At 63.3% G+C, this 26,070-nt stretch carries 29 protein-coding genes and 1 tRNA gene; 13 read left to right on the top strand and 17 right to left on the bottom strand.

Going from position 1 to position 26,070, the window contains the following annotated elements; all coding sequences use genetic code 11:
• Positions 1-41: 41 nt before the first annotated feature.
• The 5 genes from eno to ACR0DA_RS07040 all read right to left on the bottom strand — a co-directional run bounded on the left by eno (position 42) and on the right by ACR0DA_RS07040 (position 5,192).
• Entirely contained in the window at positions 42-1,319 is a 1,278-nt protein-coding gene (gene eno, locus ACR0DA_RS07020) for a phosphopyruvate hydratase (protein WP_480753412.1), read from the bottom strand.
• A 135-nt stretch (positions 1,320-1,454) separates the two neighbouring features.
• Positions 1,455-2,339, bottom strand: a complete 885-nt coding sequence (locus ACR0DA_RS07025) for a DMT family transporter (RefSeq protein WP_480753413.1) — start codon at positions 2,337-2,339, stop codon at positions 1,455-1,457.
• Positions 2,340-2,487: 148 nt separating this feature from the next.
• Positions 2,488-2,901 (bottom strand): Fur family transcriptional regulator, encoded by a 414-nt coding sequence (locus ACR0DA_RS07030; RefSeq protein WP_093962302.1) that lies wholly within the window; start codon positions 2,899-2,901, stop codon positions 2,488-2,490.
• Between the two features lie 81 nt (positions 2,902-2,982).
• Complete coding sequence (locus tag ACR0DA_RS07035; protein WP_170338252.1) at positions 2,983-3,687, bottom strand: endonuclease/exonuclease/phosphatase family protein; 705 nt, start codon at positions 3,685-3,687, stop codon at positions 2,983-2,985.
• Positions 3,688-3,773: 86 nt separating this feature from the next.
• Positions 3,774-5,192, bottom strand: coding sequence for a protein adenylyltransferase SelO (locus tag ACR0DA_RS07040; RefSeq protein ID WP_170528793.1), 1,419 nt, complete (start codon positions 5,190-5,192; stop codon positions 3,774-3,776).
• 66 nt (positions 5,193-5,258) lie between these two features.
• Here ACR0DA_RS07040 and ACR0DA_RS07045 point away from each other — a divergent pair, with 66 nt between their 5' ends.
• A complete protein-coding gene (locus ACR0DA_RS07045; protein ID WP_480753415.1) occupies positions 5,259-5,678 on the top strand; it encodes a cupin domain-containing protein in 420 nt (139 codons plus the stop codon).
• A gap of 90 nt (positions 5,679-5,768) precedes the next feature.
• On the top strand, positions 5,769-7,310 hold the full coding sequence (locus tag ACR0DA_RS07050) for a phospholipase D family protein (RefSeq protein ID WP_480753416.1): 1,542 nt from the start codon (positions 5,769-5,771) through the stop codon (positions 7,308-7,310).
• A gap of 12 nt (positions 7,311-7,322) precedes the next feature.
• Here the strand turns inward: ACR0DA_RS07050 and ACR0DA_RS07055 are convergent, their stop codons facing one another.
• The 3 genes from ACR0DA_RS07055 to ACR0DA_RS07065 all read right to left on the bottom strand — a co-directional run bounded on the left by ACR0DA_RS07055 (position 7,323) and on the right by ACR0DA_RS07065 (position 9,515).
• Entirely contained in the window at positions 7,323-7,775 is a 453-nt protein-coding gene (locus ACR0DA_RS07055) for a TspO/MBR family protein (RefSeq protein WP_170446405.1), read from the bottom strand.
• Between the two features lie 29 nt (positions 7,776-7,804).
• Positions 7,805-8,317 carry an aggregation factor core gene (locus tag ACR0DA_RS07060; protein ID WP_170446407.1) on the bottom strand — a complete coding sequence of 171 codons (513 nt, stop codon included), beginning with the start codon at positions 8,315-8,317 and terminating at the stop codon, positions 7,805-7,807.
• A 76-nt stretch (positions 8,318-8,393) separates the two neighbouring features.
• Entirely contained in the window at positions 8,394-9,515 is a 1,122-nt protein-coding gene (locus ACR0DA_RS07065) for an anhydro-N-acetylmuramic acid kinase (RefSeq protein WP_170446409.1), read from the bottom strand.
• A gap of 63 nt (positions 9,516-9,578) precedes the next feature.
• Between ACR0DA_RS07065 and tyrS the strand changes: the two genes are divergently transcribed.
• Positions 9,579-10,829: a tyrosine--tRNA ligase gene (gene tyrS, locus ACR0DA_RS07070; RefSeq protein WP_480753418.1), complete on the top strand. Its 1,251-nt coding sequence runs from the start codon at positions 9,579-9,581 to the stop codon at positions 10,827-10,829.
• Between the two features lie 53 nt (positions 10,830-10,882).
• Here tyrS and ACR0DA_RS07075 read toward each other — a convergent pair whose 3' ends face one another.
• Positions 10,883-11,584 (bottom strand): GntR family transcriptional regulator, encoded by a 702-nt coding sequence (locus ACR0DA_RS07075; protein ID WP_170599572.1) that lies wholly within the window; start codon positions 11,582-11,584, stop codon positions 10,883-10,885.
• A 112-nt stretch (positions 11,585-11,696) separates the two neighbouring features.
• Between ACR0DA_RS07075 and ACR0DA_RS07080 the strand changes: the two genes are divergently transcribed.
• Together ACR0DA_RS07080 and ACR0DA_RS07085 are read left to right on the top strand one after the other, a co-directional pair.
• Entirely contained in the window at positions 11,697-12,647 is a 951-nt protein-coding gene (locus tag ACR0DA_RS07080) for a GlxA family transcriptional regulator (protein ID WP_480753420.1), read from the top strand.
• 76 nt (positions 12,648-12,723) lie between these two features.
• Complete coding sequence (locus tag ACR0DA_RS07085) at positions 12,724-13,479, top strand: 3-hydroxyacyl-CoA dehydrogenase (RefSeq protein WP_480753421.1); 756 nt, start codon at positions 12,724-12,726, stop codon at positions 13,477-13,479.
• 111 nt (positions 13,480-13,590) lie between these two features.
• Here the strand turns inward: ACR0DA_RS07085 and ACR0DA_RS07090 are convergent, their stop codons facing one another.
• The 3 genes from ACR0DA_RS07090 to ACR0DA_RS07100 all read right to left on the bottom strand — a co-directional run bounded on the left by ACR0DA_RS07090 (position 13,591) and on the right by ACR0DA_RS07100 (position 16,781).
• Complete coding sequence (locus ACR0DA_RS07090) at positions 13,591-15,399, bottom strand: ABC-F family ATP-binding cassette domain-containing protein (RefSeq protein WP_480753423.1); 1,809 nt, start codon at positions 15,397-15,399, stop codon at positions 13,591-13,593.
• A 69-nt stretch (positions 15,400-15,468) separates the two neighbouring features.
• Positions 15,469-16,209 (bottom strand): GNAT family N-acetyltransferase, encoded by a 741-nt coding sequence (locus ACR0DA_RS07095; protein ID WP_480753424.1) that lies wholly within the window; start codon positions 16,207-16,209, stop codon positions 15,469-15,471.
• Positions 16,210-16,307: 98 nt separating this feature from the next.
• Positions 16,308-16,781: an outer membrane protein assembly factor BamE gene (locus ACR0DA_RS07100; RefSeq protein WP_093962985.1), complete on the bottom strand. Its 474-nt coding sequence runs from the start codon at positions 16,779-16,781 to the stop codon at positions 16,308-16,310.
• 83 nt (positions 16,782-16,864) lie between these two features.
• On the opposite strand from ACR0DA_RS07100, the gene ACR0DA_RS07105 reads away from it, so the two are divergent.
• The 8 genes from ACR0DA_RS07105 to ACR0DA_RS07140 all read left to right on the top strand — a co-directional run bounded on the left by ACR0DA_RS07105 (position 16,865) and on the right by ACR0DA_RS07140 (position 22,229).
• Entirely contained in the window at positions 16,865-17,401 is a 537-nt protein-coding gene (locus ACR0DA_RS07105; RefSeq protein WP_170599566.1) for a YceD family protein, read from the top strand.
• Positions 17,402-17,606: 205 nt separating this feature from the next.
• Positions 17,607-17,813: a 50S ribosomal protein L32 gene (gene rpmF / locus ACR0DA_RS07110; protein WP_093962313.1), complete on the top strand. Its 207-nt coding sequence runs from the start codon at positions 17,607-17,609 to the stop codon at positions 17,811-17,813.
• Positions 17,814-17,837: 24 nt separating this feature from the next.
• A complete protein-coding gene (gene plsX / locus ACR0DA_RS07115; RefSeq protein ID WP_170599564.1) occupies positions 17,838-18,923 on the top strand; it encodes a phosphate acyltransferase PlsX in 1,086 nt (361 codons plus the stop codon).
• A 23-nt stretch (positions 18,924-18,946) separates the two neighbouring features.
• Entirely contained in the window at positions 18,947-19,918 is a 972-nt protein-coding gene (locus tag ACR0DA_RS07120; protein WP_480753426.1) for a beta-ketoacyl-ACP synthase III, read from the top strand.
• Between the two features lie 96 nt (positions 19,919-20,014).
• Positions 20,015-20,317 (top strand): integration host factor subunit alpha, encoded by a 303-nt coding sequence (gene ihfA / locus ACR0DA_RS07125; protein WP_093962316.1) that lies wholly within the window; start codon positions 20,015-20,017, stop codon positions 20,315-20,317.
• A gap of 18 nt (positions 20,318-20,335) precedes the next feature.
• Complete coding sequence (locus ACR0DA_RS07130) at positions 20,336-20,950, top strand: MerR family transcriptional regulator (protein WP_170358886.1); 615 nt, start codon at positions 20,336-20,338, stop codon at positions 20,948-20,950.
• A 61-nt stretch (positions 20,951-21,011) separates the two neighbouring features.
• Positions 21,012-21,088: transfer RNA gene (locus ACR0DA_RS07135), tRNA-Pro, on the top strand.
• Positions 21,089-21,149: 61 nt separating this feature from the next.
• Complete coding sequence (locus ACR0DA_RS07140) at positions 21,150-22,229, top strand: 2'-deoxycytidine 5'-triphosphate deaminase (protein WP_170390378.1); 1,080 nt, start codon at positions 21,150-21,152, stop codon at positions 22,227-22,229.
• Positions 22,230-22,232: 3 nt separating this feature from the next.
• Here ACR0DA_RS07140 and ACR0DA_RS07145 read toward each other — a convergent pair whose 3' ends face one another.
• The 5 genes from ACR0DA_RS07145 to ACR0DA_RS07165 all read right to left on the bottom strand — a co-directional run bounded on the left by ACR0DA_RS07145 (position 22,233) and on the right by ACR0DA_RS07165 (position 26,037).
• The gene (locus tag ACR0DA_RS07145; RefSeq protein WP_093962319.1) at positions 22,233-22,472 is read right to left on the bottom strand and encodes a hypothetical protein; all 240 of its coding nucleotides are present in this window, start codon (positions 22,470-22,472) and stop codon (positions 22,233-22,235) included.
• 63 nt (positions 22,473-22,535) lie between these two features.
• On the bottom strand, positions 22,536-23,195 hold the full coding sequence (scpB, locus tag ACR0DA_RS07150) for an SMC-Scp complex subunit ScpB (protein WP_170587066.1): 660 nt from the start codon (positions 23,193-23,195) through the stop codon (positions 22,536-22,538).
• Entirely contained in the window at positions 23,188-23,982 is a 795-nt protein-coding gene (locus tag ACR0DA_RS07155) for a segregation and condensation protein A (RefSeq protein ID WP_480753428.1), read from the bottom strand. The genes scpB and ACR0DA_RS07155 overlap by 8 nt, the downstream gene beginning before the upstream one ends.
• Positions 23,972-24,979 carry a beta-N-acetylhexosaminidase gene (nagZ, locus tag ACR0DA_RS07160; protein ID WP_480753430.1) on the bottom strand — a complete coding sequence of 336 codons (1,008 nt, stop codon included), beginning with the start codon at positions 24,977-24,979 and terminating at the stop codon, positions 23,972-23,974. The genes ACR0DA_RS07155 and nagZ overlap by 11 nt, the downstream gene beginning before the upstream one ends.
• The gene (locus ACR0DA_RS07165; RefSeq protein ID WP_480753431.1) at positions 24,976-26,037 is read right to left on the bottom strand and encodes an SPOR domain-containing protein; all 1,062 of its coding nucleotides are present in this window, start codon (positions 26,035-26,037) and stop codon (positions 24,976-24,978) included. Before ACR0DA_RS07165 ends, nagZ begins: the two co-directional genes overlap by 4 nt.
• Positions 26,038-26,070: the final 33 nt, after the last annotated feature.

Consider the following 26,070-nt stretch of genomic DNA (forward strand, 5'->3'; position numbering starts at 1 on the left):
ACCCCCGGCCAATGTCGGGGGACAGCCTAGCAGCTTGTGCCTTACTTGCGAAGGATCGAACGCCCCGCGTATTCGGCGACCTCGCCCAGCGTTTCCTCGATGCGGATCAGCTGGTTGTACTTGGCCAGCCGGTCCGACCGCGCCAGCGAGCCGGTTTTGATCTGACCGCAGTTGGTGGCCACGGCCAGATCGGCGATGGTGGCGTCCTCGGTCTCGCCCGAGCGGTGCGACATCACGTTGGTATAGCGGGCGCGGTGCGCCATATCCACGGCGCGCAGGGTCTCGGTCAGCGAACCGATCTGGTTCACCTTGACCAGCATCGAGTTGGCGCAGCCCTTCTCGATCCCTTCGGCCAGACGCGCGGGGTTGGTCACGAACAGGTCGTCACCTACCAGCTGCACCTTGCCGCCCAGTTCGTCGGTCAGCGCCTTCCAGCCGTCCCAGTCATCCTCGGACATGCCATCCTCGATCGAGATGATCGGGTAGTCCTTCACTAGGGCTGCCAGATAGGCCACGTTCTCGTCGCTGCTGAGCGTCTTGCCCTCGCCCGCCAGAACGTATTTTCCGTCCTTAAAATATTCGGTCGCGGCGCAGTCCAGCGCCAGATAAATCTCGTCACCCGGCTTGTAGCCCGCCTTCTCGATCGACTTGAGGATGAAATCCAGCGCCTCGCGGGTCGAGGCGATGTTCGGGGCAAACCCGCCCTCGTCGCCGACGCCAGTGGCCAGCCCGGCGGCCGACAGTTCCTTTTTCAGGGTGTGGAACACTTCCGAACCCATGCGCACGGCCTCGCGGATGTTGCTGGCGGCCACGGGCATGATCATGAATTCCTGAATGTCGATCGGGTTGTCGGCATGTTCGCCGCCATTGATAATGTTCATCATCGGCACCGGCAGGACGCGCGCCGAGGTACCACCCACGTAGCGATAAAGCGGCTGGGTGGTGAAATCCGCGGCCGCCTTGGCCACCGCCAGCGAGACGCCCAGAATTGCGTTCGCACCCAGGCGGGCCTTGTTGGGGGTGCCGTCCAGCTCGATCATCGCGGCGTCGATCGCCACCTGCTCGGTCGCGTCAAAGCCCACCAGCTCTTCGGCGATCTCGCCATTCACGGCGGCCACGGCTTCAAGCACGCCCTTACCCATGTAACGGGACTTGTCGCCATCGCGCTTTTCAACCGCCTCATAGGCGCCGGTCGATGCGCCCGAAGGCACTGCCGCCCGGCCCATGGTGCCGTCTTCCAGAACCACGTCCACCTCGACGGTGGGGTTGCCCCGGCTGTCCAGGATTTCGCGTGCGTGGATGTCGATGATGGTGCTCATGATACCGGTCCCTGAAAATGCGTTCGGTTGCATGCCTCATACCAGCACGCGGGGAAAAGTAAACCGGGTCCGTTATCGCTAACACGCATATTTTCCGGCCTTTAGCGCCAACAGCGGCGTGTTTGCGCCAACAGGTCAGCAGACCGCCGGGGCCATGGACCGCGCGATGCGCCGTTCGCGGATGAACATGTACATGCCCGACCCGATGATCAGAGACGCGCCGATCATGGTCATCAGGTCCGGCCGTTCGCCGAACATCCACATCCCGGCCAGAATCGAGAACAGCAGCCGCGTATAGCGGAACGGCGTCAGGGCCGAGGCCTCGCCCACGCGCATTGCGGTCACGATCCCCAGATAGCCTAGAACACCGAAGCCAACGGCACCGACATAGGGTCCGATCTGCCCCATCTGTAGCGGCGCCAAAGGCTGCGCCGAGGTCAGCATCAGCACGCCGCCGGCAATCGCGACCGCCGCATAGGCCTGCAGCGCCACCACGGCCGAGGCCACCCGCGCGTCCAGCCGGCGGGTGATCAGGTCCCGCGCGGCAATCGCAATGACGCTGGCCACCACGAACAGAGCCTCGGGCCGAAACCCGTCCAGACCGGGGCGGATGATCATCAGAACGCCGATGAACCCGACGCCGATTGCGCTCCAACGGCGCCAGCCGACTTGCTCTCGCAGGAAAAGTGCGGCCCCCATCGTGACCACCAGCGGCATCGCCTGGAACACGGCGGCAACGGTCGACAGGTCGACAAGGGACAATGCGGTGACAAAGCTCAGCGCCCCGACCGCCTCGGTGCACGCGCGGATCACGAACAGCGGTTGCCAAGCGGCCGAGTCAAAGATCGGTTTGCGCGTGACGATGGCCATGGCGGCAAAGACTAGCGCGCAGAACAGCCCCAACACGATCATGACCTGACCGGTCGGCACGGTGACCGACAAATGCTTGATGAACATGTCCTCAAGCGTGAAGGCGGCCATAGCGCCGATGACCAGCAGGATGCCGTTCGCGTTGTTCATGACATTGCCTATTGAATTCGGACGGCTTAATTGCCGCGTCGCAACGCAGAAGACCCGGATCGCGCGCCCGTGGCAAGCGCGAAGAGGGCTTGGAATCATGAATAGATTTTAGATGACCAATCGCTTTTGGTGATGTGTCCCGGCCGGATCAGTCCTTGTCCAGCGGAACTCCGTACAACTCCAGCCGATGACCTTTCAGGCGATAGCCCAGCTTCGAGGCGATCTTTTCCTGCAGGGCTTCGATCTCGGGGTCCACGAATTCAATCACCTCGCCCGAGTTCATGTCGATCAGGTGATCGTGGTGGTCGCGCTCGGCGTCCTCATAGCGCGCACGCCCGTCGCCGAATTCCAACCGTTCGAGAATCCCGGCCTCTTCGAACAGTTTGACGGTGCGATAGACGGTTGCGATCGAAATGCCCGCATCCAGCGCCGAGGCGCGGGCGTACAATTCCTCGACATCGGGATGATCATCACTGTCCTGCAGTACCTGCGCGATGGTTCGACGCTGGCCGGTCATGCGCAGGCCTTTGGCTTCGCAACGCGCGATGATCGTGTCCGCCATGTCATCCCCCAGAATCCGTTCGGGTTTCTGTCTTAGTACGTCCGCGCGGATTTCGCCACTGTGATTTGCGCCCGCTGCGCCTTAGCCCGCAAGCCGCAGATCGGCCCAGACCGGCAGGTGGTCCGAGGCGATATGCGCGGGCCGTTCCCCATGCACGCCGTGGGCCAGCGCCTCGAGCCCGCCGCCCAGCGCGATCCGGTCCAGCGCGCCCAGAGGCTGCGCGGCGGGAAAGCTGGGTACAGGCGGCAGGAACCGCATGTCGGGAGCTAGGCGGTCAAGAATCGGCTGGCGCGACCATTCGTTGAAATCCCCTGCCCAGACGGTTGGCATCCGGTCCAGCGCGCGGCCGTCCTGACGTAGGTGGATGATCTGCTGGCGGCGCCACGCCGAGAACAGCCCCAGATGCATCCCCATCACCCGCAAAGGCCCTATATGGGTGTCGAACTCGACCCGGACCGCTCCGCGCGGCTCCAGCCCCGGCAGATCGTGATGCGCGGCGCGGCGCACCCGGATGTGGTCGCCCCGCCAGATCACCGCGTTGCCATGCCAGCCCAGACTGCCCGCACCGCCCAGATCGACGATCTTCCACCCGGCCTCGTCCAACATGAAATGCGGAAGCGCCGCCGGGCGCGGCGGCAGGCGTTTGTCGGCCTCTTGAAGCACCACGATATCGGCGCCCAGCCGGTCCAGCACCTGCAGGATGCGCTGCGGCTGGCGTCGTAGGTCCAGTCCGACGCATTTCTGGATGTTGTAGCTGGCAAGGCGCAGCTTGGGCAAAGTAGTCATCGGTTTTCTACGGTTGTACCCCGTCAGGATTCGCAGGATCGCGCCTGGACGCAAGCCGATAGTTCAGCACAGATGCCGAAACCCGCTCAGGTCCCGCAAAAGGTGGCATGCACCACCTCGTCCTGCGTGGGCGGGCGTATCAGGTCGGCGGCGTCGGGCTGGTCGTCATAGGGCCGGGTCAACACAGCGTTCAGCCGGTGGAACGGGGCATAGTCGCCCTGAACGGCGGCCTGGATCATCTGCTCGACCCGGTGGTTGCGCGGGATGAAGGCCGGGTTGGCCGCGTGCATCACCGCGGCCGGGTCCGCCTCGCGCGTCAGCCGCGCGCGCCACCCCTCAGCCCAGCTGTCAAAAGCCGCTGGATCGGAGAACTGGTCCCGCGCCGCATCGCCGCCCAGCGCGCGGAAGGTATTGGTGAAATCGGCCTGGTTCTGCGCCATCCGCGTCAGCAGGTCCGAGATCAGCGCAAGGTCGCCATCCTCCTCGATGGTCAGGCCGATCTTGGCCCGGAACCGGCGCAGCCAGTGCTGCTGCATCAAATCGGGCATGGCGTGCACGATCTCGGTCGCCTCTTCCACGGCGGCCTGCTTGTCCTCGATCTGCTGAATCAGCGCCGTCGCAAGCTGTGCAAGGTTCCACACCGCGATTTCGGGCTGGTTGGAATAGGCATAGCGCCCCATCCGGTCGATCGAACTGTAGACGGTGTTCGGATGATAGCTGTCCATGAAGGCGCAGGGGCCATAGTCGATGGTTTCGCCCGAGATGGCGCAGTTGTCGGTGTTCATCACCCCGTGGATGAAGCCCACCGCCATCCACTGCGCGATCAGCGCGGACTGCGCGTCACGCACGGCGCGCAGCAGGCCCATCGGCCCGACGGCGTCCGGGTAGTGGCGCGCGATGGCATAGTCGGTCAGCCGCTGCAGGTCGGCGATCTGGCCGCGTGCGGCGAACACCTGGAACGTGCCCACCCGCAGATGGCTTTGCGCAACGCGGGTCAGCACCGCGCCGGGCATCGGGCCCTCGCGCAGCACGACCTCGCCAGTTTCTACCGCCGCCAAGGCGCGCGTGGTGGGAATGCCCAGCGCATGCATCGCCTCGGACACGACATATTCGCGCAGAACCGGCCCCAGCCAGGCCCGCCCGTCGCCCTGCCGCGAAAACGGCGTGCGCCCCGAGCCCTTGAGCTGAATGTCGCGGCGAATCCCGTCCGTGCCCACCACCTCGCCCAGAAGCACCGCGCGCCCGTCCCCCAGCTGCGGGTTGTAATTGCCGAACTGGTGACCGGAATACAGCTGCGCCAGCGGCTCGGCCCCGTCCGGCAGGGTGTTGCCCGCAAAAACCTGGGCCATGTCCTGCGCGTCACCGGGCGAGATACCCAGCACCTGCGCCAGATCGTCATTGAAAGCCACCAGCCGCGGCGCGCGTACGGGCTCGGGCGACTGGCGCGCATAAAACGCACCGGGCAGCCGGGCATAGGAATTGTCGAACGGGATCGTCAGGGTCATGGCGCAAACATATGATCTGTGCACAGTATTGCCAGCACCAAATCCCATCGCCGTGAAAGGCCCGCCATGACCGCCGACCAGATCATCGACCACCTGCAACTGCAGCCCCACCCCGAAGGCGGCTGGTATGCCGAGACCTGGCGCGCAGACAACACAGGCCGCCCCACCGCGACTTGCATCTATTTCCTGCTGAAACGGGACGAGGCCAGCCACTGGCACCGGGTCGATGCAACCGAGATCTGGCTGTTTCACGCCGGCGCGCCACTGATCCTGTCGATCAGCGAAACCGATACCGGACCTGCAAGCGATCACATGCTGTCCCCCGACCTGAGCGAGGGCGCGCCGCAGGTCATCGTACCCACCGGGCATTGGCAGGCCGCCCGCAGTACCGGGGACTATACGCTGGTCAGCTGCGTCGTCTCGCCGGGGTTTCAGTTCGACAGGTTCGAATTGGCGCCGGCGGAGTTCGACATTCCCCGGGGTTAAACCTCAAGCCCCTGCCGAACCATGCTTGAACTTGCCCTGCCCGATGCGGCAAGGTTCGCGTGTGTATGATTGGGCAAAGACGAGGGCGCGATGCGGCTGATCAAGACTTTGGTGACCGTGGCTGTGATCCTCGGCCTGGGCGTGCTTGGGATGCGGTTGGCCTTTCCGCTGCCCGAGACCAATTTCTCGGAGCGGACATACCGCCAACCCGCGGATTGGACTGGTCCGCTGGGCCAAGCCATCGAGCCGGCGATGCAGCGCAACCCCGGACTGGACGGCGTCCGCCCCCTTGGTCAGGGGCATACCGCATTTGCTGCCCGCGCCATTCTCGCGCGTGAGGCGGTCTCGTCCATAGATGCCCAATACTACATCTGGCAGGATGACGTGACCGGCCTGATGTTGCTGGACGAATTGCGTGCGGCGGCGGAACGCGGCGTGCGCGTGCGCCTTCTGGTCGATGACAACGGCATCTCGGGGCTGGACCCGCTTCTGGCTGAACTGGATGCCATGCCAACGGCCCATGTCCGCATCTTCAACCCGTTCACGCTGCGCAATCCCAAGCTGCTGTCCTATGTGTTCGATTTCGGCCGGTTGAACCGCCGCATGCATAACAAGTCCATGACGGTGGACGGTGTGGCCACGATTGTCGGGGGCCGAAACATCGGCGACATTTATTTCGACTACGGGGCCGGGACGCATTATCTGGATGTCGATACCATCGCGATCGGTCCGATCGTGGACGAGGTGGCCGAGTCGTTCGATGCCTACTGGAACAGCGGATCAGCCTATGATGCCGCGTTGTTCCTGCCCGCTGCGACCGACCCAAGCCTGAAAGTACTGGCCGAGGCCGCGCGTCAGACCGCGGCCGGGGCCGGATACCAAAAGGCAATCCGCGACAATGAACTGGCCGACCGCATCGCCGCCCGCGATCTGCCGTTCGAATGGAGCGCGGTCGAACTTTTTGTCGATGACCCGGCCAAGGGGCTTGGAGAGGTCGAGGACGAGAACCTCATGGTCGAGCGTCTCATCACCTTTGCCGAAAGCTCGGAGACTTCGCTCGATCTGGTCTCAGCCTATTTCATTCCCGGTCCCCGCGGGGCCGAGCTGCTCGAACGGCTGGCGTCATCCGGGGTCAAAGTCCGGGTCCTGACCAATTCACTGGACGCGACCGATGTGATGCCGGTTCATGCAGCCTACATGGCCTATCGCGACGACCTGCTGGCAAGCGGGGTTCAGTTGCTGGAGCTGCGCGCGTTGCGCGACGAGCACAAGGAACGCAGCCTGCCCGAAATTCTTGCGGGCTCCGCCTCGGGCCTGCATGCAAAGGTGTTTGGCTCGGATGGCAAACGGATCTTCATCGGCTCATACAATCTGGACCCGCGTTCGGCCCGGCTGAACACCGAGATGGGGCTGCTGATCGAGAGCCCCACGATCGCGACAGATCTGGCCCGGCAACTGGACAAGCCGGAATTTGCCTATCGCGTCGAGATGGATGATGACGGTGGGCTGGTCTGGGTTCAGCAGACCAAGGACGGGACGACCACGACCTTTGAGACCGACCCGAACACCTCTCGGTTCCAGCGCGGCCTAGCCGCCGTCGTCAGATGGCTGCCGGTCGAGTGGATGCTCTGACCACCGCTGGCGTCAGTTCAGGACCGCGATCGACAGGTTCAGAACGGTCGCAAACGCCACCCATGCCAGATAGGGCACGAACGCCCAAGCCGAAACGCGATCCACCGGGCGGACACGTGTGATGAACAGAACAATCACCACCAGAAGCGCCAGGATCACTACCAATGCCAGCCAGGGTTGGTGCAGCACGAAGAAGGCGGGCGACCACAGGAAGTTCAGGCCAAGCTGCGCCCACCACAGGCGCATTGCGGGCGATCCCCGGTCGCGTTCGAACTGCCGCCATCCCGCCGTCGCAATCAGCACGTACAGAACCGTCCAGACCGGGCCGAACACCCAGCCCGGCGGGTTGAAGACCGGTTTGTTCAGGTTCGCGTACCACTCACCCGGCCCCGTCAGGGTACCGATCAGTATGCCGCCTCCCAGTACCAGAACCAGAAATGCGATACGTGTCAGGGTCTTGGTCATGCCGGTTCCATCCGCAGGTGCACTGCCGCTCAGCAGGTCCCGACCGGTATAGCCGCGCGGGCCGCCGACGAAAAGACACCACGCTGCGGGTTCTTCGCGCCTTCCAGAGAGACCGTCGCACCCTGAATCTCGGCCCCCGACACGGTGATTTCGCGCCCGCCGCCCGTGTCATCCACGTCGATCGTAAAGGCGATTTCCGCACCGGGCGGCATGGCCCGGATGTCCAGATCGACCATCGACTGTCCGTCCTGAACCTGCGGCAACCCGTTCAGATACTCGGACCCCGAAACCATTTCAAAGGGCTGAAACACTTCAACCCCTGCCCCCGCGCCGGTGACATCAAAGATCAGACCGCCCTGCGACGAGGACAAATCCAGACGCACCGTTGCAGCAGACAGGCTGCAATCGCTGGCGTTGCGAAGAACGAAGCGGTCCTTTGGCGCTCCCTCGACGAACTCAACCTGCACGTCGGCCATGGCGGGCACTGCTAGCATGAACGCGACGGCACAACCGGCCGCATTTTTGACAAGGGAACCGATCATCTTCATCTCCGGCGTTGTTGTGGCTACTGCTACAATTACGCCCGAGCGCCTTGGCAGGATCATTTTTCGCCGCGTTTCAGCGCGGTGCGCCCTGCGACACCCGGCTGACCGTGCCCCCGCCGACCAACGCCTTGACCCCGGTGGTACCCGGGCAAGAGGTCGGCATTCCCCGCGCCACACGCACCGCCAGATAGGCAAAAGCCTGCGCCTCGAGCATGTCGCCATCCAACCCTACGGCTTCGACAGGATCGACCGGGCAGTCCAGCGCCACGCGCAGCATCTCCATCAAGACCGGGTTCCTGCGCCCGCCGCCGGTGACCAGTACCCGCGCGGGCGGTTTGGGGCAATGCTCCATCCCCTGCACCACCCCGGCGGCGCTCATGCCCGTCAGGGTGGCGACGGCGTCGGCGTCGCTCAATTCCTTCACCAGGCCGATCATCTCGGCGAAATCGTTGCGGTCCAGCGATTTGGGCGGCAGGCGGTTGAAATACGGCTCGGCCAGGAACAGCTCAAGTGCTCCGGTCTCGACCGTGCCCTGCCGGGCCAGCGCACCGTCGCGGTCCATCGGCAGCCCCAGACGCGCCTGCACCAGGTCGTCGATCGGCGCATTGGCCGGGCCGGTGTCAAAGGCCAACAGCGCACCCGGTGCCTCGGGTCCGTCAAAGGACGGGTCCACATAGGTCAGGTTGCCGACACCGCCCAGGTTCAGAAAGCACACGGGCGCCGTGGCCCCGACGTATTTTGCGCAGGCAAAGTGGAAGAACGGCGCCAGTGGCGCGCCCTCGCCGCCCATGGCCACGTCATCGCTGCGGAAATCCCAGACCACGGGCACACCCAGCGCGACCGCCAGCCCTTCGCCATCGCCCACCTGCAACGTGCCCTTTCCCCGCGGCTCATGCGCAAGGGTCTGGCCGTGAAAGCCGATCAGCTCCACGTCCTCGAATTCCGACAGCAACTCGGCATGGGCGCGGGTCACCAGGTCTTCGGCGGCGTGCACCTCGGGGCCGCTCCATTTTCCCAGCGCGGCGCGCAGCAGCTTGCGCTCGTCCTCGGTATAGGGCCGGTAGGCACTGTCGCCGAACCGCAGGATCTGCCGCCCGTCGGTTTCCACCACCGCCGCGTCGACCCCATCGAGCGAGGTGCCCGACATGGCCCCCAGTGCCCGCACTGCCCCAACTTTGCCTCGGGCCTTATTCATGGCCTTTTCCTTCCCTCGTTCGCCGCCTATAACGTGCCCCGCAATTCAACCCCGAGGCAAGACATGACGTATCACCCCAAATCGGATTTCATCGCCACGATGATCGAGCGCGGCTTTTTGGCCGATTGCACCGATTATCAGGGCCTTGACGATGCTCTGACAAGTGGGGTGCAGACAGCCTATATCGGGTATGACGCCACCGCCCAGTCCCTGCATGTCGGGCATCTGATGAACATCATGGTTCTGCGCTGGTTCCAGAAGCTGGGGCACAAGCCGATCACCCTGATGGGTGGCGGCACCACCAAGGTGGGCGATCCGTCTTTCCGCTCGGACGAACGCCCCCTGCTGGGCCCCGAGCAGATCGACGCCAACATCGCCGGCATGCAGAAGGTGTTCGACAAGTACCTGTCCTATGACAACAGCGACACCGGCGCGCTGATGCTGAACAATGCCGAATGGCTGGACGACCTGAACTATCTCGATTTCCTGCGGGACATCGGGCGGCATTTCTCGGTCAACCGGATGCTGTCCTTTGAATCGGTGAAATCGCGGCTGGACCGGGAACAGTCCCTGTCGTTCCTCGAGTTCAACTACATGATCCTGCAGGCCTATGACTTTCTGGAACTGAACCGCCGCTATGGCTGCATCCTGCAGATGGGCGGATCGGACCAGTGGGGCAACATCGTCAACGGCATCGACCTGACCCGCCGCGTGCTGGATCACGAGATCTATGGCCTGACCACGCCCCTGCTGACCACCAGCGATGGGCGCAAGATGGGCAAAAGCCAGGGCGGCGCCATCTGGCTGAACGGCGACATGCTGTCGCCGTACGAGTTCTGGCAGTTCTGGCGCAACACCTCCGACGCCGATGTGGGCCGCTTCCTGAAGATCTTCAGCGAGCTTCCCGTGGACGAATGCGACCGCATGGGCGCGCTGCAGGGGTCCGAGATCAACGAGGCCAAGATCCGTCTGGCCAACGAGGTGACGACCCTGCTGCACGGTTCCGAGGCCGCGGCCAAGGCCGAGGCCACCGCGCGCGAAGTGTTCGAAAAGGGCGGCGTGGGCGGCGACCTGCCTACCCTGACTCTGACCGCCGAAGATCTGGGCGACGGCATATCGGTCGTGCAGCTGATCGTGAAGTCGGGCCTGGCAAAATCGGGCAAAGAGGCCAAGCGCCTGATTTCGGAAAACGGCGCCCGTCTGGACGACGCGCCACTGACCGATGCGGGGCTGATGATCGACGCGGCGGCCTTGTCCTCGCCCATCAAGCTGAGCGCGGGCAAGAAGCGGCACGCGCTGGTGCAGCTGGGCTGAACCGCTTGACCCCGAACACGACACACGACGGCCGCCCCTGGGCGGCCGTTTTTCTATATGCGCTCGACCGAGCCCAGCGGAAGGTCCAGACCGGCCGGCGTCACGAACAGCTCGATCTGATCGCGCGACAGCGCCCAGTGATCGGCCGCCAGCTGCCCCGCCGCCGCCTCGTCGCGCGCCTCGATCGCGGCGATGATGGCGTCATGCTGGGCGCAGGCCAGATCGAGGCTTTCGCCCATCCCGCCTTGACCCGGGCGGTAGAAGGTCATGCCGATGCGCGCATGGTCGATCAGCAGCCGCTGAAACGACGGCAGCAGGTAGACATTCGCCGCCATCTCGCCGGTGATCTCGTGGAACTGGTTGTTGGCCAGCGCGCGATCTTCGGCCGAGCTCGCCCGCAACGTTTCCCGAAACGCCGCCTGCGCCGCCTTCAACCGATCGATCTGGTCACCTGTCGCGTTCTGCGCCGCCAGCCGAAGCACCGCGCCATAGATCATCGGCGCCACCAGGAAGAAATCGCGCAGCGTGGCATAGGACATCTGCGACACCCGCGCGCCCCGGTTTTCACGCAGTTCAAGATAGCCCAGCCCGGCCAGATGCCGGAACACTTCGCGCAGTGGCGTGCGCGACAGGCCGAACGCCTCGGACAGCTGCGCCTCGTCCAGATCATCGCCAGGGCGCAATTTCAGCGTCATCACCGCCGCCTTCAGATGCGCGGCCAGCGCCGCCTTGCGGCTTTTCGTGTCGTCTTTCATCCCCAACCTTCGCTTTGGTCGAATCGCGACACCCAGGATGTCGCCTCTGCTCTTGCCCGATAAAATGCAACTTGTACACAATCAACCTGACCGCCCGTGATAGACTGAGCGCATGACCCGCCCGCAACATTTCTGTTTCATCCTCGTTCCCGAGTTCTCGCACCTGGCCTTCTCCTGCGCGGTCGAGCCGCTGCGGATCGCCAACTGGGTCAGCGGCGAGGAACTGTACCGCTGGTCCTTCGCCTCGGAGGACGGCGCGCAGGCGGTGTGTTCGAACGGATCCGTGACGCTGGTGCATGGCGGGTTGGCGGACCTGCCGAAATGCGACCAGATCTTTGTTTTGTCGGGCATTCACATGCGCGATCACGTCAGCCGACCCCTGCTGGCCGCGCTGCGCCGCGAACGGGCGCGCGGCACGGCCATCGGGGCGCTGTGTTCGGGTGCGTGGCTGCTGGCCGAGGCCGGGCTCCTGAACGGGATGCAGGCGGCGATCCATTGGGAATATCACGACGCCTTCATGGAGGCTTTCCCGGACGTGAATCTGGTGCGCAGCGTCTTCGTGGCCGATGAAAAGCACATGACCGCCTCGGGCGGTACCGCAACGGCCGACCTGATGCTGCACCTGATCGAGCGCGACCACGGGCAGGACCTGTCGATCGCGGTGGCCGACCAGATGGTCTATAACGCCGTTCGCAACGCGACCGCCGATCAGCGTGTGTCGCTGCAATCGCGCAACGGCATGCGCAACGCGCATCTGGCCAAGGCGATCCAGATCATGGCCGACCGCGTCAACGACCCGATCTCGCCTGCGGTGATCGCCGAACAGATCGGCATCTCGACCCGCCAACTGGAACGGCTCTTCGGCAAATACCTCAACGCCTCGCCCAAGAAATACTTTATGGAGCTTCGGCTGGACCGCGCGCGAAACCTGCTGTTGCAGACCGAATCTTCGGTCACCGACGTGGCCTTTGCCTGCGGCTTTGAAAGCCCAGGCCATTTCTCACGCGTGTACCGCGCCGCCTTCGGCGTCACCCCGATGCAGCAGCGCAGCCGGCTGGACTGAGTCACTGCCGACTGGACAGGACGTGCCATCTCGGATTATTTGAACGAACGTTCAGATCACTGGGGAGGAGCCCGCCATGCAATTGTCCACCACCGCCGCCGTCATCACCGGTGGCGCCTCGGGCCTCGGAGAGGCCACCGCCCGTTACTTTGCCGAGAACGGCGCGCAGGTCACCATCCTGGACCGCGATGCCGAGCGTGGAACGCAGGTCGCGGCCGAGATCGGCGGACATTTTGCCCAGACCGACGTGACGGACGAGGCGTCGGTGGCCGCGGCCATTGCGCTGGCGATGGAAAAGATGGGCAAGATCACCGCCTGCGTGAACTGTGCCGGCATCGCCTATGGCATCAAGACCGTCGGCAAGGACGGCCCGCACCCACTGGACGCCTTCCAGCGCACCATCGACATCAACCTGGTGGGCACCTTCAACGTGTCGCGTCTGGCCGCCGTCGAAATGGCCAAGAATGACCCCGAGTCGGATGGCGCGCGCGGTGTGATCATCAACACCGCCTCGATTGCCGCGTTTGACGGGCAAAAGGGTCAGGCGGCCTATGCGGCGTCCAAGGGCGGTGTTGTGGGCATGACGCTGCCGATGGCGCGCGACCTGGCCTCGACCGGGATCCGGGTGATGACCATTGCACCGGGCATCTTCATGACGCCGATGCTGGCCGGCCTGCCCGAAGAGGTGCAGCAGCAGCTGGCCGCCGACGTTCCGAACCCCGCCCGCCTGGGCGACCCGCGCGAATATGGCCGGCTGGCCGGATTCATCGTCGAGATGGGCTATCTGAACGGCGAAGTCATTCGCATCGACGGCGCCCTGCGGATGCGCTGACCGTCACTGACGATTTCCGGCCCGGTCGATCTTCGTCCGGGCCGGCCATTTTCGTTTGGTACAAAACGGAAGACCTCCGTCCCGGGGCCGGTACAAAACAGACGAATTGGCTCAGCCCGCCTCGGCCTTCTCTTCCAGTTCCAGCCATTCCTCCTCAGCGGCGGCCAGCTTCTCCTGCCGCTCGACAAGGGCTTCGGTCGCCTTCTGGAATTTCACCGGCTCGCGGGTGAACAGCTGGGGGTCCGACATCAGTTCCTCCAGCTTGGCGATCTCGGCTTCCAGCCGCGCGATCTCGGCGGGCAGCTTCTCCAGCCGGTGCTTTTCGGAAAAGGACAGGCCGGCTTTCGGCTTGGTTTCCTGCTTGACCTTCGGCTTGTTCTCTTTTGATTTCTCGGACTTTTTCTCGACCAGATCGCCGCGCTGCGCGACATAATCCGACCAGCCGCCCGCATAGACGGTCGCGCGGCCGTTGCCCTCCATCGCTATGGTGGTGGTCGCCACACGATCCAGGAAATCCCGGTCGTGACTGACCAGCAGCACCGTGCCGTCATAGTCGTCCAGCAGTTCCTGCAACAGGTCCAGCGTCTCGACATCTAGGTCGTTGGTCGGTTCGTCCAGCACCAACAGGTTCGACGGTTTCGCCATCAGCTTGGCCAGCAGCAACCGCGCTTTTTCGCCGCCCGACAAGGACTTGACGGCCGCTCTGGCCTGCCGTTCGTCGAACAGGAATTCCTTGAGATAGCCGACCACATGCTTGGGCTGGCCGCGCACCATCACCTGATCGGCCTTGCCCGAGACGCGCATCTCGGGGTCGCCGGTCAGGCTGTCCCACAGGGTCATCTCGGGGTCCAGCTGCGTGCGGGTCTGGTCGAAAACGGCGATTTCGAGGTTGGTGCCCAGCGTCACCGCCCCCTCGTCCGGCTCCACCTCGCCCAGCAGCATCTTCAAAACCGTTGTCTTGCCCACGCCATTCGGCCCAACAAAGGCCACCCGATCGCCGCGCTGCACCAGCAGGTCCAGGTTACGCACGATGGGCTTGCCGTCGAATGCCTTGCTGAGACCGCGTGCCTCGATCACCTTGCGCCCCGATTTCGGACCGGAGTCCAAGGACATGGCCGCCGACCCCTGACGCTTGATCTGCGCGGCGCGTTCGGCCCGCAAGGCCTGCAGCGCCCGCACCCGGCCCTGGTTGCGCTTGCGGCGGGCGCTGATCCCTTCGACAGCCCAGCGGGATTCGGACTTGATCAGCCGGTCCAGCTTGTGGCGTTGCTGATCTTCCTCTTCCCAGATCTTGTCGCGCCAGGCCTCGAAGGCCTCGAACCCCTGCTCCTGCCGGCGCACCTCACCGCGGTCGATCCACAGTGTTGCCCGGGTCAGCGCCCGCAGGAACGCGCGGTCATGCGAGATCAGGACAAAGGCCGCCCGTGTCGCGCCCAGTTCACGTTCAAGCCAGCCGATGGCCTCGATGTCCAGATGGTTGGTCGGCTCGTCCAGCAGCATCAGGTCGGGGGCCTCGGCCATCAGCTTGGCCAGCGCCGCGCGCCGCCTTTCACCGCCCGAGGCGGTCTGAACCGCGCGCGAGGGGTCGAATTTCAACCCTTCCCCGGCCCGTTCCACCTTGTACAGCTCGCCGGGTTCAAGCCCGCTGGCCGCATAGTCGCCCAGCGTGGCAAAACCCTCCATCGTCGGGTCCTGCTCCATGTAGCCGACGGATTTGCCGGGCGGCACCACGATCTCGCCCCGGTCCGGTTCGACCAGACCGGCCATAACCTTCATCAGGGTGGATTTACCCGAGCCGTTCCGCCCGACCAGCGCAACGCGGTCGCCGGGCTGAACCACCAGGTCCAGGTCGGAAAACACCGGCTCGCCCCCGAAGGTCAGCGAGATACCGGACATCTGCAACAAAGGAATACGTGCCATAAGCGCCAGCTAAACCGGCAGGCATTGGGCGTCAACGCCCCAGCCTCACCTTTTGACAGCAGACCGGCTTCAGCCCGCGATCATCCGCAAGAGGCGTTTCCGCGCCGCGGGAATCGTGCCGATCTCGACGCCGGTAAAGACATGCAGCGTGTTCAGCTGGCGGTCTACCACTGCGTGATCGCTGACCCAACCGCCCATCATTAGATAGGTACGCAGCAACGGTGGCATCCGCAGCATGGCCTTTCTGGCATCCGGGCGTCGCCGCAGCCGCGCGGCAAAGCGGAACACGTCCGGCGCCTTGACCCGCGGCAACCAGCGCTTGGGCGCAAGGTGGCGATGTTTGAGCATCGCGAAGGCATCCAGGTATTCCGCGGTCTCAGTCCCTGCGAAGGACGAGCATCCAAACAGCAACTGGACGCCGTTGCGGTCGACGAAGGCCGTCATCGCGCCCCAGGCCACCCTCAGGATATCTGGATCCGTCCAATCGGGATGGATGCAGAACCGCCCCATTTCCACCATGCGCCCATCAAAGCTTTGCAAAGCGGAAAGGTCATAGAACTGGGCCGAATAGCTGCGGCTGATTTCTCTGCCGCTGTCCATGACCAGCATCCGGAAACAGCAGACCAACTGGCCGCCTGCCTGCGAATCCTCGACCAGAACATGGGCGCAGGAAACGTCGAAGTCGTCCTGATCCGTCTCGGCTGTTCGGAATGCAAGTGTACGAAGATTCTGGGCCGCCCGCACGTCCTCGGGACACCGCGCCAGGCGCGCGCGGTAGCGGCCCTTGTCCAGCAAAATATCATCGGCCATGGTCGCACCCTCCACGGTTTCTCACCGATTGCGATCTGCCTGATCCCATGCACCAATAGTGTGACCGCCGTGTGAAGCTTTCAACCGGCGGCCGGATATTAGCTGGCTCCCGGGATGTTCGACGGGCTGAATTGGCCGATGTTGCCCAGCAGTTGCCGCAGGAAGCCTTTGTCCTGAACACTGGAGTCCGTCACACGGCGATCCAGCACGATGACATAGCCGTCTTCGAGACCGAATTTCTCGATATTGCGGACGACGCCACGCTGGTCAAAGCTGATCGCCACCAATTCGCGCGAGACGACCTCGGGGCGTTTGGGGCCATAGTGGCGAACGCGCGACGCCACATAATAGAAACCCGAATCCTTCAACACACCTGACGAGCTGGGCGCGCCAGCCTTTTCCAGAACCGTGTCGCGGGTATCGACGCCAACCTTGATCTCGGCCAGCTCTTCCGGGGTGGGGATATAGCCGTGTTTCTTGTAGACCGGGGTACAGGCAACAGCGGTGGCCAGAACAAGCGTGCAGGCAACCGCCCTGGACGCCGGTTTCAGCCTGTTCAGTACTTTCAACATGTTCACCCTCTTGCCTTGGTCCCTTGCGGCTTCTATCCGATTACAGAAACCCATGCCCCGGTTCAACACAGGAAAGGGTCACAATGTCCGACCTCTCAACATTGCGCGTCGCCGATCTGCCGCAAAACAGCCCGACCGCGTTCGAATTGCGCCCCCCTGCCCGGCAACTCGAGGAAATTCGTGATGCGTTGGGCCTGCTCGGGCTGCGCAAGCTGAGTTTTGTCGGCGAGCTGCGCGCGAAGGGCAAGCGTGATTGGGTGTTGACCGCCAAGCTGGGCGCAACCGTCATTCAGCCCTGCGTGGTGTCGCTGGACCCGGTCACGACCCGGATCGAGGCCCCGGTGCGGCGCGTTTTCCTGGCCAATTGGACCGAACCCGACGAACCCGAATTCGAAATGCCCGAAGATGACGAGACCGAAGCCTTGGGCCCGGAAATCGATCTGGACCAGGTGATGCGCGAGGCATTGTCCCTTGCGTTGCCCCAATACCCCCGGAAAGACGGTGCACATTTGGGCGACGCGAACTATACCGAACCGGGCAAACAGGCGATGACCGACGAGGATGCCAAACCCTTTGCCGGGCTGGCGTCCCTGCGTGACGCACTGAAAAAAGACGAGTGACAGGGGATCGATTTCCTGTCATAGCAGGCGCTCAGAAAAATCGCTTGAACATGTCGAGAATCGCAGTATTTTCGCGCGCTCATCGGAATTTGGGTTGGACATCGCGGGGCTTGTTCCCTAAACGCACGTCACACCACGAGAAAACGAAGAATGAAACCCGGCCTGCAGCGAATCTGCTGGCCCTTAGTAGACAAAGGTTGAGACCATGGCCGTCCAACAGAACAAAGTTTCCAAGTCGCGTCGCAACAACCGCCGCGCACACGACGCTCTGGTTGCTGCAAACCCGAACGAATGCGCGAACTGCGGCGAGCTGAAGCGCCCGCACCACGTTTGCGCAGCCTGCGGCCACTATGACGATCGTGAAGTCGTCGCTCAGGCCGACGACATCGACCTGGACGAAGACGCGGCCTAAGCCTGATTGAACGCAGGTTCTGGCATGACAGCGCAGCCCACGCAGACCGGAAAGATCATCATCTCGGTTGACGCAATGGGCGGGGATTCAGGTCCCGGCGTGGTCGTGGCTGGAATCGCGAAGTCAGCAAAGAAGAACCCCGAGATCGGATTTCTTCTGCACGGCCCGGAAGATGTGCTGAGCAAGCTTGTATCGAAACGGCGTGTCCTCGACGGACGCGTCGTTTTTCGTGATTGCCCGGACGTGGTCACGATGCAGGACAAGCCCAGCCAGGTGGTGCGCAGCGGCAAGAACACCTCGATGTGGTCGGCGCTGGAATCGGTGCGTCAGGGCGAGGCCCATGGTGCCGTGTCCTGCGGCAATACCGGCGCGCTGATGGCGCTGTCGATGATACGACTGCGCAAACTGCCCGGGGTAAACCGCCCCGCCATCGCGATTCTGTGGCCATCCCGCAACCCTCAGGGTTTCAACGTCATGCTGGACGTGGGCGCGGATGTTCGGGCCGACGCCAAGGATCTGCTGCAGTTTGCACTGATGGGCGCTTCTTATGCGCGCAACGGCATGGAACTGACCCGCCCGCGTATCGGACTGCTGAACGTCGGCACCGAAGAGCACAAAGGCCGCGCCGAACTCAAGGAAGCCCATGCCCTGATCACCGAATTCGCGGATCAGGCAAACTTTGATTTCGTGGGCTTCGTGGAAGGCAGCGACATTCCAGGCGACAAGGCGGATGTCATTGTTACGGATGGGTTTACCGGAAACGTTGCCATCAAGACCGGAGAAGGCACGGCCAGCCTGATCGGTGACCTGCTCCGCGAGGCCTTCAAGTATTCGCCCCTATCTCGCCTGGCCTCGGTTCTGGCCATCACCTCTCTGCAGCGATTGAAGAAACGCATCGACCCGCGCCGCGTCAACGGCGGGGTCTTTCTTGGCCTGAACGGCACTGTCATCAAATCCCACGGAGGCGCCGACGCCACCGGCGTGTCTGCCGCGATCAAGCTGGCTTTCACCCTGGCCAAGTCCGGCTTTGCGGAAAAATTGGCAGCACGGGTTGCATCCACGGCTGAGCTTGAACAAGATGCGGCGCAATCTGCGCTGCAGACCAAATAAGAACAAAGAAGGCAGTACCCCAGATGGCAGGCCGTTCAGTCGTTGTAGGTGTCGGGCATTACCTGCCCAAGCGGGTGGTTCCGAACTCCGAATTCGAAAAGACGCTTGATACGACCGATGAATGGATTCGCACCCGTTCTGGTATCGAGCGTCGGCACTTTGCGGCCGAAGATGAAACCACGTCCGATCTGGCAACCTATGCGGCCAAAGCCGCTCTGCAGGACGCCGGCCTTGCAGCCGATGACATTGACGCAATCGTTCTGGCGACCTCGACCGCGGATCTGACGTTCCCATCGGCCGCCACCATGGTTCAAGCCAATCTGGGCATGACCCAAGGGTTTGCCTTTGATGTTCAGGCGGTCTGCGCCGGTTTCGTGTTTGCGCTGAGCAACGCCAACGCCCTGATCCTTTCGGGTCAGGCCAAGCGGGTGCTGGTGATCGGCGCTGAAACTTTTTCGCGGATCATGGACTGGACCGACAGATCGACCTGCGTGTTGTTCGGGGATGGGGCCGGTGCCCTCGTGCTCGAGGCGCAGGAGGGTGCTGGAACAAGCGATGATCGGGGTATCCTGTCCACGGATCTGCATTCGGACGGACGTTACAAAGACCTTCTGTACGTGGATGGCGGGGTGTCGACGCAATCGACGGGCCATCTTCGGATGCAGGGCAACCAGGTGTTCCGCCATGCGGTCGAAAAGCTCACCGCTACGGCCGAAACCGCCCTGGAGCGCGCCGGACTGAACAGCCAGGACGTCGACTGGATCGTGCCGCATCAGGCCAATATCCGCATCATTCAGGGCACCGCAAAGAAGATGGGCCTGCCCATGGATCACGTTGTGGTGACCGTTCAGGACCACGGCAACACATCGGCCGCCTCGATTCCCCTGGCCCTGTCGGTGGGCAAGGAACGGGGCCAGATCAAGCAAGGTGATTTGATCGTGACCGAGGCGATTGGCGGCGGATTGGCATGGGGCTCGGTGGTCCTGCGCTGGTAACCGGCGCATTCCGGCTTACACAGCCGCCCGCAATTCATTGATATTGACAGCGAATTTGCGCTACCCCTATGCTCGAAAATCAATAGGGGAAATGTCATGGGCGATAATACACTGACGCGAATGGATCTGAGCGAAGCCGTGTTTCGCGAAGTTGGGCTGTCACGCAACGAAAGTGCACAGCTTGTCGAAAGCATTCTGAACCACATGTCGGACGCGCTGGTGCGTGGCGAACAGGTCAAGATTTCGTCCTTCGGCACTTTCAGCGTTCGTGACAAATCAGCCCGTATTGGACGCAACCCGAAAACCGGTGAAGAGGTTCCGATCCAGCCGCGCCGCGTGCTGACTTTCCGCCCGTCGCATCTGATGAAGGATCGCGTCGCCGCCGGGAATCGCAAGTAAACCCGGGGCCAGGAGGATATGAGCAAGTCACCCGACGCGTTTCGCACCATCAGTGAAGTTGCGGATTGGCTCGGTGTTCAGGCCCATGTCCTGCGATTCTGGGAAAGCCGGTTTGCACAGGTCAAACCGGTTAAACGGGCTGGCGGTCGCCGTTACTACCGCCCCAACGACATGCGCCTGCTGGGCGGCATCAAGAAGCTGCTGCACGAGGACGGCATCACGATAAAAGGCGTTCAACGCATCCTGAGGGAACAGGGCGTGGCCCATGTGGCGGCGCTGTCACCCGACATCGATGTCAGCGCAGAATCACCACAGACGCCACAGGACGTGGTGGTGTCCTTTCCGCCCAAATCGACCGGTCAGCAAATCGACCTCGATCTGCAGGCCGGCACTGATGGTCCCGGATCGCCAGAGCCTCAGGAAACACCCAGTTCCCCAGACCCCGAGCCGGCGCCCGCGCCCACTGCGGTCAACGGGGACGATGGCATCAGCCCTGCCCCGCTGTTCGGCGGCATCGCCTCCAAAGCTTGGCAGACTACGGATTTTGACGCTGAGGCGCTGCGCCAGATCGCCCCGATCGCGAGGGACCTCAGGGCATGGCTCAGCCGGGTCGAAGGTCAAAAGGCGGGATAAGAAGAAAGGCAATGTTTTCCTCTTGCCCCTGCCGGGAAAATCATTATGAACAGCCCAACGTCGGGCTATGGCGCAGCCTGGTAGCGCGTCCGTCTGGGGGACGGAAGGTCGCAGGTTCGAGTCCTGCTAGCCCGACCAAATCACACCGACGTTTATGGCAGACAGGCCAGATCCCGCTCTGGCACCAGGGGGGATCGGAATGACAGGTGTATGCCCGAACCAGCAAATCGAGGCGATGATCGCGCGCGGTGAGATCTCCGCCGAGCCGGCCATTCTGCCCGCTCAGATCCAGCCCGCCAGCCTTGATCTTCGTTTGGGAACAGTTGCTTACCGCGTCCGTGCGTCATTTCTGGCGGGCGAAAGCCGTTCGGTGTCCGAACGGCTGGCCGAGTTCGAAATGCACCGGATCGACATCACCGACGGCGCCGTTCTCGAAAAAGGTTGCGTCTACCTTGTGCCCCTGATGGAAGCGTTGTCCCTGCCCGGTGACGTGACCGCTGTCGCCAACGCCAAAAGCTCGACCGGGCGTCTGGACCTTCTGACCCGTACCATCACCGACGGCGGAACCGAGTTCGACCGGGTGCCCGCAGGCTATTCTGGGCCCCTCTACGCCGAAATCTGCCCGCGGTCCTTTTCTGTTCTGGTGCGTCCGGGGATGCGGCTGAACCAGATCCGTTTCCGGCAAGGCCAGGCGGTTTTGTCCGATGCGGACCTGACCGCTCTGCATGCGGAATCACCATTGGTCGATGGTCCGGCCGTCATTCAGGACGGTCTGGGGTTTTCGGTCGACCTGCGCCTGCCCAACACTGACCTTGTTGGCTATCGCGCGAAACCGCATACCGGCGTGATCGACCTTGACCGGATCGGCGAATACGACCCACAGGAATACTGGGAAGAGGTGCGTACCAAGGACGGGCGGATCATTCTGGATCCGGGCGCATTCTATATCCTGGTCAGCCGAGAGGCGGTTCACATCCCACCGATGTACGCGGCCGAAATGGCGCCCTATCTGGCGATGGTGGGCGAATTCCGGGTGCACTACGCGGGCTTTTTCGATCCGGGCTTCGGTCATGCCGAAGCCGGAGGCGCCGGTTCACGTGGAGTTCTGGAAGTTCGCTGTCACGAAGCGCCCTTCGTACTGGAGCATGGACAGGTCGTCGGGCGGCTGGTCTATGAGCGTATGGCCGAGATGCCGACACAGCTGTACGGCGCAGGAATTGCTTCGAACTATCAGGGCCAGGGCCTGAAATTATCGAAGCATTTCAAGTCCGCACAGTAAACCTCAGAACCGCATGAACCGCCGCATCTGGCGGGTCAGCTGCTTGGCCTGTTTCATGCTCGGGCTCTGTCCGCCTGCACTTTGCGCCATGCGCCGGTCGGTCTGAGGATCGCGTGCCTGGCTCTGTTGGCCCGGCTTGCGGGTCGCACGATCGGCAAGGTCAAAACCTTTGTCGACACCACGCGTGACCAGCCTGCGCATGACTTGCCGAACGATCATGTCGATGATGCGGTTTGCGTTCATTTCGGTCTCCGTTCCTCTGCGCCGAACCTAGCGGCGATAAGCGCCGACAAAAGGGCGGCGCAATCAATCTTCCTCGAACAGTTCGGACTGATCTTCGTCACCCGTGTCATCTTCGTTAGCCTCGCCGATCGGCATCGCCCCCGGCGGTGGCCGGTTTTCCAGCAAGCCAGCAGCGCGCAGCTCCTTAAGGCCCGGCAAGTCACGCGCGCTTTCCAGACCGAAATGGTCCAGGAATTGAGGCGTTACCACAAAGGTCACCGGGCGGCCCGGCGTCATGCGGCGACGGCCTAGCCGGATCCACTCCATCTCCAGCAGCTGGTCGATGGTGCCCCGCGACACGGACACGCCGCGGATTTCTTCGATCTCGGCGCGGGTGCAGGGCTGATGATAGGCCACGATCGCCAGGGTCTCGATGGCGGCTCGGCTCAGCTTGCGGGTCTCGACCGTTTCCTTCTGCATCAGGAAGCCCAGATCGGGGGCCGTGCGGATGGCCCACGCCTCACCCACTTTGACCACGCGGACCCCGCGCCCTTCATAACGTTTCTGCAGCAGTTCCAGCGCTTGCGCGGCGTCGCAGCCATGCGGCATCCGCGCCTCAAGATCGGCCACTGTCACCGGCTCAGCGCTGGCGAACATTACCGCCTCGACCATACGCTCCTGCTCAGCCAGCGGAGGCGCTTCGAACAGGGTGCCGGTGCCGTCGTCTTCGGGGGCGTCAGTCACGTTTGTCAGTCCTTCTGCGCAGTTGGATCGGAGCAAAGGTCTCGCTTTGCTTGATCTCCATATGTCCTTCCTTGACCAGTTCCAGCGAGGCCGCAAACGTCGCCGCCGTGGCCGAGCGCCGCCGCACCGGGTCAACGTCCCATCCGTCGGGCAGGTAGGTTTCCATGTCGGTCCAGGTTCCGGCAAATCCGATCAGCGGGCGCATCCGTTCCAGCGCCTGCTCCATCGTGAAAACGGCGTCGCGGTCCATCACGAAGGGCCGGAACTCGTCGCGGGTGCGGATGCGGGCATAGCCCTGCATCAGGTCCAGCAAGGTCGCGGAATAAGTGACCGTGCGGATGCGGGTGACATCCTCGCCCTGCCCGCGCTTGAAGAAATCGCGCCCGAGTTGGTCGCGCGCCATCAGGCGCGCCGCCGCGTCGCGCATCGCCTGCAGGCGTTCCAGCTGAAAGGCCAGGTGAGCGGCCAGTTCCTCACCCGTCGGCCCCTCTTCGTCGGGGTCGGGCGGCAGCAACAGCCGGGATTTCAGAAAGGCCAGCCACGCGGCCATCACCAGGTAGTCGGCGGCCAGTTCGATCCGCAGGGCGCGGGCCCGTTCGACAAAGGCCAGATATTGCTGCGCCAGCGCCAGAACCGAGATCTTGCGCAGATCGACCTTTTGCGTCCGTGACAGGGTCAGCAGCACGTCCAGCGGGCCTTCAAACCCGTCGACGTCCACGATCAGCGCCTCGGCGGCCAACCGATCGGCGACCGAAACCGGGTCTTCGCTGAAAAGGTTATCCGTCATATACCTGCCCGCCCATCAGACGGGATAGTTCCGTCTCGGCGGCACGGATGTCAAGTTCCTCGGGCGATTGCCGCTGTGCCAGCGCCTTGTCTGCGCGGGCTTGTGCCGCCTCGGACATCTCGCCCGCAGCTTCCATGACCGCCGCCCTGTCGGCAAGCGAGCCGTTGCAGTGCAGCACAACATCGCATCCTGCGGCCAGCGCATGACGTGACAGGTCGGCCAAAGACCCGCTGAGCGCCTTCATCGAGATGTCGTCGGTCATGATCAGGCCGTCAAAACCGATCTGATCCCGGATCACAGCCATCATCTGCGGAGAGATCGTTGCCGGTCGTTCATCGAGCTGCTCAAAGACCAAATGGGCTGTCATGCCCATCGGCAGGTCGTTCAAGGCGCGAAACGGGGCAAAATCGGTCTGCAACAGATCGACCAACGGCGCATTGACGTGTGGCAGCTCGAAATGGCTGTCCAAGGTCGCCCGCCCGTGGCCGGGAATATGCTTGACGATGGGCAACACGCCACCGTCCAAATGACCCTGCGCAACGGCCCGGCCGATTTTTGCGACCGTAGCAGCATCGCCACCGTAGCACCGGTTGCGCAAAAACGCGTGGGTGTCTGGACGCGCCAGATCCACCATCGGTGCGCAGTTGCTGTCGATCCCCATGGAATACAGTTCATGCGCGATCAGGCGGTACCGCAGGTACATGGCCCGCTCGGCATGGTCGCCGGCACGTTCCGCATGATCCAATGGGGGCATCCATTGCCGGGCAAGTGGCGCGCGCAAACGTTGGACCCGTCCGCCTTCTTGATCGATGGTGATCGGACAGTTTCGGCCGACAGCCTCGCGAAAGTCGCCACACAAGGCACGGACCTGATCCGCGGTTTCGATGTTGCGGGCAAACAGAATGAACCCGAACGGGTTCATTTGGCGAAACAACGCCTTTTCTTCGGGTGTCAATCGCAGCCCGGCCGCATCCGTGATCGTGGCGCCAAACCTCACCGCACGGCAACCGGGATACAGTCAGCGTCCTGTGCGACCAGGGCGGCGCAGAACTGGCGCGAGTCGCTCAGGTCATCGAACCCCAGGACCCGCAGACGGTAAAACGTACGGCCTCCGCTTGAGGTTTTCTGGATAACCCTCTGCTTTCCATCCATATATTCGCCAAACCGACGATACAGCCTGTCCCATTCGGCCTGCGCGACCTCGGGGCTTTCAAACGCACCCAGCTGCGCCAGCCGGGTACCCTTGGTCAAGGTGTTCGGGTCGACATCCAACCCTACAGCAGCCTTGACCGCGGCGTTGATCGCGTCTTCGTTGACCGCAGGGCGCACAGCGGAAGCCGCGCGCGCCGGGCGGCGGAGCGGACGCAGGGACCGGCGCACGCCCGGCAGGGCCGCGATTTCGGGATCCGGCAACTGAGCGGCGAGATCGGCCGGATCAATGGCTGGCTCGTCATCGGCCAAGTTCAGGGATGCAAGCTGCACACCCGCTTCGGTCTGCGGTGTCTCAACGGCAGGCGCGCCGGACAGTTCGGCCACCACGGCGTCAACTGCGCCTTGACGCAGTTCGGCCGCTTCCTGGTTCGAGATTTCTTGTTCGACAACATGCACGGCGGGGGTCGGCTTCAGCTCGCCCATCGCCACGTCTTCATCCGTCAGGGAAACGGGCCGCGGCGCAAGGATCAGCCGGTCGGCCGGAGGCGCCGCGGTTCCAACCGCCGCAACTGCATTGACCGCAAGACCCTGGTGATCGGCGGGTGTGCCCCCGGGAGTTTCCGGCTGCACCCGCATCGGCCCCTCGGCCGCGCGTACGACCGGTACGCCGCTCACATCGCGCATGACCAGCTTGTACCCCCAGATCGCGACGCCAGCGACAAGCGCCAGAGACGCGGCAGCACCCAGCAGGTTGACGACCCGCCCGAGGGCCGCGCCCGCCGGCACACCCTCAGCCTGGTCCATCATGTCGTCGGGAAATTCATACCCATCTTCGGGCTGGAACTGATTCGAGTAATGCGCGTGCTCGGGGCTGGTCTGCCCCGAGAAATCGTAACTGGTCATATCCGCCTCACTGCCCGTTTCGCGCCTGAAATT

The sequence above is a fragment of the Ruegeria sp. CI8 genome (assembly GCF_056536865.1).

Bases quoted from the DNA above. Each gene is read 5' to 3' on its own strand.
- eno (WP_480753412.1), bottom strand. From the start codon at position 1,319: ATGAGCACCATCATCGACATCCACGCACGCGAAATCCTGGACAGCCGG.
- ACR0DA_RS07025 (WP_480753413.1), bottom strand. From the start codon at position 2,339: ATGAACAACGCGAACGGCATCCTGCTGGTCATCGGCGCTATGGCCGCC.
- ACR0DA_RS07030 (WP_093962302.1), bottom strand. From the start codon at position 2,901: ATGGCGGACACGATCATCGCGCGTTGCGAAGCCAAAGGCCTGCGCATG.
- ACR0DA_RS07035 (WP_170338252.1), bottom strand. From the start codon at position 3,687: ATGACTACTTTGCCCAAGCTGCGCCTTGCCAGCTACAACATCCAGAAA.
- ACR0DA_RS07040 (WP_170528793.1), bottom strand. From the start codon at position 5,192: ATGACCCTGACGATCCCGTTCGACAATTCCTATGCCCGGCTGCCCGGT.
- ACR0DA_RS07045 (WP_480753415.1), top strand. From the start codon at position 5,259: ATGACCGCCGACCAGATCATCGACCACCTGCAACTGCAGCCCCACCCC.
- ACR0DA_RS07050 (WP_480753416.1), top strand. From the start codon at position 5,769: ATGCGGCTGATCAAGACTTTGGTGACCGTGGCTGTGATCCTCGGCCTG.
- ACR0DA_RS07055 (WP_170446405.1), bottom strand. From the start codon at position 7,775: ATGACCAAGACCCTGACACGTATCGCATTTCTGGTTCTGGTACTGGGA.
- ACR0DA_RS07060 (WP_170446407.1), bottom strand. From the start codon at position 8,317: ATGATCGGTTCCCTTGTCAAAAATGCGGCCGGTTGTGCCGTCGCGTTC.
- ACR0DA_RS07065 (WP_170446409.1), bottom strand. From the start codon at position 9,515: ATGAATAAGGCCCGAGGCAAAGTTGGGGCAGTGCGGGCACTGGGGGCC.
- tyrS (WP_480753418.1), top strand. From the start codon at position 9,579: ATGACGTATCACCCCAAATCGGATTTCATCGCCACGATGATCGAGCGC.
- ACR0DA_RS07075 (WP_170599572.1), bottom strand. From the start codon at position 11,584: ATGAAAGACGACACGAAAAGCCGCAAGGCGGCGCTGGCCGCGCATCTG.
- ACR0DA_RS07080 (WP_480753420.1), top strand. From the start codon at position 11,697: ATGACCCGCCCGCAACATTTCTGTTTCATCCTCGTTCCCGAGTTCTCG.
- ACR0DA_RS07085 (WP_480753421.1), top strand. From the start codon at position 12,724: ATGCAATTGTCCACCACCGCCGCCGTCATCACCGGTGGCGCCTCGGGC.
- ACR0DA_RS07090 (WP_480753423.1), bottom strand. From the start codon at position 15,399: ATGGCACGTATTCCTTTGTTGCAGATGTCCGGTATCTCGCTGACCTTC.
- ACR0DA_RS07095 (WP_480753424.1), bottom strand. From the start codon at position 16,209: ATGGCCGATGATATTTTGCTGGACAAGGGCCGCTACCGCGCGCGCCTG.
- ACR0DA_RS07100 (WP_093962985.1), bottom strand. From the start codon at position 16,781: ATGTTGAAAGTACTGAACAGGCTGAAACCGGCGTCCAGGGCGGTTGCC.
- ACR0DA_RS07105 (WP_170599566.1), top strand. From the start codon at position 16,865: ATGTCCGACCTCTCAACATTGCGCGTCGCCGATCTGCCGCAAAACAGC.
- rpmF (WP_093962313.1), top strand. From the start codon at position 17,607: ATGGCCGTCCAACAGAACAAAGTTTCCAAGTCGCGTCGCAACAACCGC.
- plsX (WP_170599564.1), top strand. From the start codon at position 17,838: ATGACAGCGCAGCCCACGCAGACCGGAAAGATCATCATCTCGGTTGAC.
- ACR0DA_RS07120 (WP_480753426.1), top strand. From the start codon at position 18,947: ATGGCAGGCCGTTCAGTCGTTGTAGGTGTCGGGCATTACCTGCCCAAG.
- ihfA (WP_093962316.1), top strand. From the start codon at position 20,015: ATGGGCGATAATACACTGACGCGAATGGATCTGAGCGAAGCCGTGTTT.
- ACR0DA_RS07130 (WP_170358886.1), top strand. From the start codon at position 20,336: ATGAGCAAGTCACCCGACGCGTTTCGCACCATCAGTGAAGTTGCGGAT.
- ACR0DA_RS07140 (WP_170390378.1), top strand. From the start codon at position 21,150: ATGACAGGTGTATGCCCGAACCAGCAAATCGAGGCGATGATCGCGCGC.
- ACR0DA_RS07145 (WP_093962319.1), bottom strand. From the start codon at position 22,472: ATGAACGCAAACCGCATCATCGACATGATCGTTCGGCAAGTCATGCGC.
- ACR0DA_RS07155 (WP_480753428.1), bottom strand. From the start codon at position 23,982: ATGACGGATAACCTTTTCAGCGAAGACCCGGTTTCGGTCGCCGATCGG.
- ACR0DA_RS07165 (WP_480753431.1), bottom strand. From the start codon at position 26,037: ATGACCAGTTACGATTTCTCGGGGCAGACCAGCCCCGAGCACGCGCAT.